The organism is Haliscomenobacter sp. (assembly GCF_040403615.1).
Lineage (GTDB): Bacteria > Bacteroidota > Bacteroidia > Chitinophagales > Saprospiraceae > Haliscomenobacter.
Genome location: NZ_JBBAKG010000179.1, coordinates 1 through 7354, shown reverse-complemented (window position 1 = coordinate 7354; position 7354 = coordinate 1). Strand labels below are relative to the sequence as shown.

At 48.0% G+C, this 7354-nt stretch carries 6 protein-coding genes; 2 read left to right on the top strand and 4 right to left on the bottom strand.

What is annotated here, in order from left to right:
* Window positions 1–80 precede the first annotated feature (80 nt).
* Window positions 81–314 carry an addiction module protein gene (locus ABW391_RS27965; RefSeq protein WP_353485204.1) on the top strand — a complete coding sequence of 78 codons (234 nt, stop codon included), beginning with the start codon at window positions 81–83 and terminating at the stop codon, window positions 312–314.
* Complete coding sequence (locus ABW391_RS27960) at window positions 295–588, top strand: type II toxin-antitoxin system RelE/ParE family toxin (RefSeq protein WP_353485203.1); 294 nt, start codon at window positions 295–297, stop codon at window positions 586–588. Before ABW391_RS27965 ends, ABW391_RS27960 begins: the two co-directional genes overlap by 20 nt.
* A gap of 147 nt (window positions 589–735) precedes the next feature.
* On the opposite strand, the gene ABW391_RS27955 is transcribed toward ABW391_RS27960, so the two are convergent.
* The 4 genes from ABW391_RS27955 to ABW391_RS27940 all read right to left on the bottom strand — a co-directional run bounded on the left by ABW391_RS27955 (window position 736) and on the right by ABW391_RS27940 (window position 7300).
* Window positions 736–2130 (bottom strand): S41 family peptidase, encoded by a 1395-nt coding sequence (locus ABW391_RS27955; protein WP_353485202.1) that lies wholly within the window; start codon window positions 2128–2130, stop codon window positions 736–738.
* Entirely contained in the window at window positions 2127–2555 is a 429-nt protein-coding gene (locus tag ABW391_RS27950; protein WP_353485201.1) for a DUF4345 domain-containing protein, read from the bottom strand. The genes ABW391_RS27955 and ABW391_RS27950 overlap by 4 nt, the downstream gene beginning before the upstream one ends.
* A gap of 93 nt (window positions 2556–2648) precedes the next feature.
* On the bottom strand, window positions 2649–3923 hold the full coding sequence (locus ABW391_RS27945; protein ID WP_353485200.1) for an Hsp70 family protein: 1275 nt from the start codon (window positions 3921–3923) through the stop codon (window positions 2649–2651).
* An 83-nt stretch (window positions 3924–4006) separates the two neighbouring features.
* Window positions 4007–7300, bottom strand: coding sequence for a glycosyl hydrolase (locus tag ABW391_RS27940; RefSeq protein ID WP_353485199.1), 3294 nt, complete (start codon window positions 7298–7300; stop codon window positions 4007–4009).
* Between the last annotated feature and the right edge of the window lie 54 nt (window positions 7301–7354).

Sequence of the window (7354 nt, the reverse complement as noted above, 5' to 3'; positions counted from 1 at the left end):
GTCTTATCTAATCCTCTGGCTCAGGAAAAATGATCACTTATTTTTGCCCCACTACAAAGTGTGAAATTTATAATAGAAATATGAGCATTGAAGCATTGGTCAAAGAATATTCGAGCCTAAGCGACGCTGAACAGGCTGAATTTCTCGCCTTAATCGGTGTTGAAACGGATGAGGATGATCTGTCCCCCGAATGGGAGGCGGAAATTGATCGGCGTTGGCAGGAGGTTTCAGACGGAACGGCAACGCTTGTTTCTGGAGAAGAATTATCCAAAAAATTAACAGAAAAATTTGGCGTTGAATTTAAGCTACCATAACCTCGCTGAAGTAGAAATCGACAGTTGTTTGACCTGGTACGAGGAACGAAGCAGACAAGCTTTCGATCAGTTTCGTATTCAGCTAACTTCCGCATTGAACTCTATTCCTAAGTTTCCTGAGCGCTTTCCTTGCGTTTATGGTGAATTCAGAAGCGCAAGAGTGAAGAAGTTTCCCTACAAAGTAATCTTTAGAATTGAACAAGACCAGATATTCGTGATCGCCCTGGCACATGATAAACGCAATCCAGACTATTGGAAGGATAGGGTTTCTTAATATCAGTAAGGATCGGATCGGTATTTCTCCATCATACTCATGTGTGCTGTTCTGTCCCAGTTTGTCTGGATATAATCCGCTTTTCGTACCTCATCCAACCCCAATCAGTCTAATTTTCGCTTAAAACAAAAATATTTCAACATACTCTTACTTTTGAATCAGGTTTAGCGTAAAATCCCAAACCTCATCTCTGCCTTCCGCCAATTCCAGGATCGTAGGCCGTACCATAAAATCCGGAATCACCCCGTGTCCGTCATTTTTGAACCTTTCCCGGATTACGAACTGTCGGGTGGGGATGGACACCGAAATTTTGGAATAGGGGAGGGTGACGGCTTCTTCCCAGCCACAAATCACACTTTTGTTGCCGCCCGTTTCTTCCCCAATGATCTTGCCTCGTTGGTAATGCCGGAAAGCCGAACTGACAATGCCGGAATTGGAAAAACTGCCGCCATCCACCAGGAGATACGTGGGGCCGAGGAATGGTTTGGCTTGTGGCGGATTGAGTTGGGTTCCCCAGCCTTTTTTCAGGACGTTTCGTTCTTGCTCAGTAGCTGCCTCTGGATTTTTGACCACATTAAATTGCTCCACGACCCTGAATTTTTCTGGTAAAAGCTGGGACAGCAAAAACGTACCATTCTCAAGGTTGCCACCCTGGTTGCCGCGCAGGTCGATGATCAAGTGTTTGATTTGTGCCTGTTTGATTTGGGCAAATAAGTAGCCAATGGTTTTTTTAAAATCCTGTTGGTACACCGTTTTTAAAATACCACTGTCAAAATCGCGGATAGAAAGGGTGGCGATGCTTCGCAGTATGTCAATTTTTAGCAGGATTCCTGTGCCAGGTTCTTGGTTCAAACCCCGCGCAGTTAGACGATTGGGAAAACGTGCAGCGCGAATTTCCCGGATTTTCGCCTTGGGCAATGCCGCGACAGTGACACTGCGGTTTTCGCCGCTACTTGTTTTAAGCTCAAGTGAAAACTCGGAGGGGTGCCCGTAAAAATAGCTGTAGTATTCCGCAAAATATTGATTCAAAATCCAGATCGGATAATTCAAATTGTGCCCATCCCGCATCATCCGATCCAGACAAAATTGGATGACTTGTTCCGCAGAAAGGCCGTTAATGCTCAAAATTTCAGTTCCGCTGGCAACTTCATCATTCAAGGAACAATTCAACTCTACATACAATTTACTATTTTGATAAAACACTTTAAAAGGAAAAAACAAGGATTGATTGTTGTGGTATTCCAGAGAGGTAGCGTTTGGAAAAAAAAGGGTATGGCCATCCTTGATGATTGCCGAAAAGCGGGTTAGGTGGGCATATAGCTCCTGCTCGCTCATTGGGTGATCTGCCTCTTTTATCAATGCTGCTACGGTAGAGTCAAGCTGTGCCTTGCTGGCATATACGTACAAGTTGGGGTGGTGTTTTTTCAATTGTTGATGGAGGTACCGAATATCTTCCTGGACTTGAGCAGCAGAATATTTTGTGGCTTGGCCAAAACAAACGCTAGCGTAAGTCAGCAAGAAAAGGAGGAGTGTTTTTTTCATTTTATGGGTAGTGAGCGTGCTTTAGCAATAAACGGATAATTGATTTTCAAATTGAGTACTCCCCATAGCATGAACAGCGTTTCTACAACCGTACCGATTAAAAATGCCACAGAGGGTATCCCATCTACAATTATACTTACTATTCGACCCAATGCCAGCCCGCCCATAAAAATAATGTTGCTTAGTGTGGCATGCCGCCAATGTTCAAGTTTAAAAATGCCAATGATCCAGTAGGTTGCAAAGCCCAGATAAAGCCCCATCATTGCCCTGAAAACATGATTCAAATCAACACTTTCAACCTTAAAATCGAGCAATAAGGGTAAAACCATGCTTGGCCAAAGGCCATAACTGAGTCCAACCAACCCAATGGTGAGGGCAGCTATTCCCAGATGTAAGTTTCTAAACTGTATGATTTGATTTGACATTTTTTTATTCCTCCTCTTTTACTAGAAAAGTTGCCTGTGTAAGATTATTAAAAACTTTTCGTTTTACAGCCAGCTATTTATCTGGACTGTGACTTACCTGGACTGTGACACGACCGAATAACTATATGCGATCCCCGTAGCGACACTATTGAAATTATCCCCGGATTTGATTTTTTCTGGTCCAAATAACCTGCTGAAAATGTTGCTGAGTGGGCGGACATAAGAAGTGCCACCGGTCATAAAAACCGTATCAATGTCTGCAAAATCAATGTTCTGGCTATTTAAAAACGCGTGCAGGTAAGCCTCGATTTTAGCCACATTTTTGTGGATGATCACACTTTCAAAATCTTCAATCGTGATGGACTCATCAATTTGGATGTCTATTTCATGAAAAGTAAAGTTGGAAACATCCTGATCGGTTAGGCCGAATTTTGCTTTTTCAATTTGTTTGAAGAGGATATAACCCAGGTTTTTTTCAATCAAGGTCAACAGGTTTTTTACCCGGTAATCCCGCCCTGTGGCAAAGTAGGATTTGTTGATGGTGTTGCGCCATTTGTAGGTATCCAGGAAGTTCATTTTTTCCCAGGAACAAATGTTGGTAAAATAGGAGAGGGGCAGGTCAATCCATTTCCCTTCCCCCAATTTTTCCTTAACCCCTCGGCCAAAATGCGGCGTACCCCGATGCCACATGATGTCGGAGTCAAAACTGTCTCCACCGATGTAGATGCCCCCTTTGGCGATCATGTCGCCGCTGCGGTCGGGGTTGAGGATAGCCTCGGGCTTGAGTTTCATGATGGAAAAATCCGAGGTACCACCACCGAAGTCGGCTACCAGTACCAGTTCTTCTTTACTGATTTGCCGCTCGTAGGTGAATGCTGCTCCGATGGGCTCCATCTGAAAATAAAAGGTATCGAAGCCAGCAATCCGCACCGCTTTAGCCAGGCGCTCCTGAGCGAGTTGATCTTTTTCAGGGTTTTCATCAAAAACCACTGGGCGACCGATCACGGCCGTGGTGACATTGGCGCCCAAAAAATCATCGGCTTGTTTTTTTAAGTGGAGCAAAATCAAAGCAACCAGATCCTCGGCTTTGTAGAGTTTGGTGAAAATCCTGGTTCCCAGAAAGCTTTTATTCGGCAGCACTCGTTTGATGGATTTCATAAAGCGGCCTTGCATTCTACTTTCCACATAGGCTTCCACGGCTGTTTCCCCGATGGAATAGGTCAGTGGAGCATGGGGGACCTGTGCATCTGGAAAAAACAGCAGAGAAGGGGTGGTGAAAATTTTCAACACACTGTTCGTTCTGGTGTCCAAAATGGCCAAGGCCGAGTTGGTGGTGCCAAAGTCGATGCCGTAGATAAAATCAGTCATTTAAGAGCCTTTCGTGGTTACCGCTCAGAGGAACAAGCATTATCTCCTTTTTGTTCCTGGGATTGATCATCCAAAAGATAAAATCAATTTCCTTGCCTCAACACCACCGGCCCCAACAAACCCGAAGGCAACAAAGTCCCATCGGCCTGATAAAACGGCATCGTCGTAAAGGTCGTCTTCACGGCACCGGGTTGCGCATCGCCGATCAGGCGGTTGACCCACAAGTTGGTGACTTTGATCTCGACGGTATTTACACCCCCTTTCAAGGCGGCGCTGATGTCGGTTTTGAAGGGTTTTTTCCACACAATGCCCAGATTCTGGCCATTTACAATCACTTCCGCCAGATTTTTTACATCGCCCAAATCGAGTTCATATTTGGCGCCTTTCACCAAGGTGGGAATGGTAAACGTATTTTGGTAGCTCGCCGTGCCGGAGAAGTACTTGATTCCTGAATCGGCGTGGGCTGACCAGGAGATCAATTTGTCAAATGTAGCCGTGGCAGGGGCACCGCGATCAGTCTGGAAGTTCACTTTCCAGGGAGTGGTGATGCTCAATACCGGTTTTGAAATTGAAGCAGGCTTGGTGTATGCGGGTGCCGTTGCTTTGCCGCTGAACACGATGAAGTAGGCATCCCAGGATTCAAAGCTCAGGGTTAAAATGGTGCGGCCATCTTTGATTTCGTAAGACACCTTTTCCGTTTTGCCCGTTTGGGGGTTCCACAATTCAGGGATTTTTCCGTTTACCCGGAAGCTAAAGATGCCGCCATTGCTGTTTTCACTGCGGTTGTCGAGCCAGTAGATGTCTTGTGTGGGTGTTTGGCGGTGCACGTACAGGATTTTGTCGGTATTGCCAGTGATGGTCACATCTTCTTTCAGGCTCAATGCCTTCAATGCTTCCTTGATGCTGCCTTTCAGCACGTTGGGGTTACTCCAGATTTCTGCCACAATGCTTTGAAACTCTTCAGGGATATCAGACAAGCTGGGCGACTTCTCCGGTTTCACTCCTGCTACCTTTGCCCCTGCTTTAACCAGATCGCGCAGTTTTTTCAATACGGGAAGGGTCATTGATTTGGCGCTTTCATCCAGTACCAGCAGGCGGTAGGTATTGCCACTTGGCGCAACCAAACGGCCATCTTTGACCTGAATCACATTGATCAAAGCGCTGGAGTTGACAAAGTCGTACTCGTATCCAGCTGGTACGGCGGGTAGTTTTTGGCTGAAAGTAGAGGTAATGTTGTTGTTTTCGCCGTAGTAATACAGAACGTCGGCTACAAATTTGCCTTGCTGAAGCAGGTAACAACTGCGCCCCAGGTAACCCATCCAGGCAGTTGCTTGTTCTGCCCAGGTTTCCTGGCGGGTAAACCACTGTCCGAATGGCCCGAGAGAAAAACCAGGCTTCTTGTCGTCCAATGGCTGGTGCACCGAGGTATGGATCACGAAGCGGTTCAAACCCGAAGCCATTTCTAAGTCGGCGGTGCGTTTGAGCTGTTCGGGAGAATAGACAAAAGCCCTTCCCACCGCGGTCATAGACTCCCCGGCAACAATGTTTTGGCCGTAAATATGGGCAACAGATGCCGACTCGCGGATGTCGGCTTCGCTGCGTACTTCTTCGTCGGTACCACCCGCCAAGCTGCCGGGCGTCCACATCGCCGACATGGGTACATCTGCATAACGCTTGACATCCATGCCATCGGCCAGGTAAATGCGTTGGTTTTCGTGCGATTCGGTGTAGCGCTTCATGCCGCGTTTGTGCAGCTCTTCCCCAATCACGTCGTAATGGCTCTCGGCAATGAGTTCGCCGATGGTTTTGCGGAAATCCCAGAGGAATTGTTCGCTGCTTTCTAGGCTTTTGACAACCCGGCCAGTCAAGACCGGAATCCAGGTTGTAATCTCGTAGCCGCGTCTTTGGGCAAATTCTTCGGGGAAGCTTTTCGTCCAGGTCATGTGGCCTGCTTCGTAACTGTCCAGGATCATGTGGGTCAGTCCTTTGGCGCCCATCAAACCGCCAGTAGCGTCTTTGTACATGTCCAGGTAGGTGTTGATGTACTTGCGCACTGCCTCTTTGTCGAGCTTATCTACCTCCAAACCCGTGGCTTCTGGCGAGGCAGGGTGGTTTTGGCGGCCAGTGAGGGAGTAGCCGAAGCGAATTACGTTCCAGTTTCCGGCGGGTGCATCCCATTCCAGGGTGCCATCCGGTTTTAATTTGGCAGTCAGGTCGATTACTTCCTTGTTTGCAATGGCATCAGGATTGGAATTCCCGGGAAGAAAGGGGTTTTCTTTCCAGGGCGTAAATCCGGCTTTGTCTTCAAATTGGTCGATGCGGTCGGTGGCGTACAACACGAATTCGGCCACGTTTACCCCTTCGGGTTTAGGTGTACCTCCTGCGCCAAACATGGCTGCAATGGGGTTAACTGGCGGTACAAATGATTTGAAAGCAAGTCGGAAGAAACGAGCGGTGGTGGTGGGAATACTCACCGTGTTTTGAGGCACGATGCTGCCTGATACGGGTGCAATTTCTCGAAAGTTGACGCCATCGTCACTCACTTTCAAGCTGCGGTTGAGTGGGCCGCCGTCAAAGTCTTCGAGCGCGGTATGGTTGGCTCCAGAGATGGAAAATGCCTTGACGGTTTTGGGGGTAGCAAATTCGTATTGGATCCACATGTCTTCTCCGGCGGGTACCGGGGGCAGGAAAGTCCCTTTTGCCAGATCGCCATCACTCAGTTCCTGGAGGGAGAAAGTGCCCCCACTGGAGCTTACTTTGGGGTTCCAGGCGGTGAAAGCCTGATCACTCTGAGGAACGCGGTAGGCAATGACCAGGGCATCCTGGTAATAGTTGGGGGCTTTGGGCATTGGGTCACCAAAAGCATTGGCTTGCGCCAAGCCTACATTCTGAAACTTCCCGGTGACCTCAGCAGGTTGGGGGAGTTTGCCACTAAAGGTTTTGCCTCCATTTACACGGGTTTCCGTCCAAACGTATTTTTTCATGGCGTCCTTGGGTTCTACCCAGGGGCCGCCCGTTACACTCCAGCCAGGTGAGCCAGCGATGGCGGCTTCCAGGCCTTTTTTGTCGGCAGTTTCTATGGCAAATTTGAAAGCGTCTTTCCACTCGGGAGTCATAAAGACCAGTTTCTTGGGCACAACTACGGGAGTGAGCAAGTTGGCATCAAAGTTTTGGAAACCCCCAATTCCGACCCGGCTCATCCAGTCAAGGTCTTTTTGGATGCCCTCTTTGGTGATGTTGCCGTTCATCCAATGCCACCAGACGCGGGGCTTGGCGGCTTGGGGAGGCGTTTGGAAAGAGGGAAGGAGGGGATTCTGGGCTTGTAGGGCACAGGCTAAAAAGCTGATGAGTAGCGCGATTGATGTTTTCACCTTCATGGAATGATTAATTTGGTTGAACTGCAAAAGGGGGATTAATGGGAACGCGGATGA

What these genes read in the sequence shown, in the direction of transcription:
- ABW391_RS27965 (WP_353485204.1), top strand. Translation starts at nt 81, where the DNA reads ATGAGCATTGAAGCATTGGTCAAAGAATATTCGAGCCTAAGCGACGCT.
- ABW391_RS27955 (WP_353485202.1), bottom strand. Translation starts at nt 2,130, where the DNA reads ATGAAAAAAACACTCCTCCTTTTCTTGCTGACTTACGCTAGCGTTTGT.
- ABW391_RS27950 (WP_353485201.1), bottom strand. Translation starts at nt 2,555, where the DNA reads ATGTCAAATCAAATCATACAGTTTAGAAACTTACATCTGGGAATAGCT.
- ABW391_RS27945 (WP_353485200.1), bottom strand. Translation starts at nt 3,923, where the DNA reads ATGACTGATTTTATCTACGGCATCGACTTTGGCACCACCAACTCGGCC.
- ABW391_RS27940 (WP_353485199.1), bottom strand. Translation starts at nt 7,300, where the DNA reads ATGAAGGTGAAAACATCAATCGCGCTACTCATCAGCTTTTTAGCCTGT.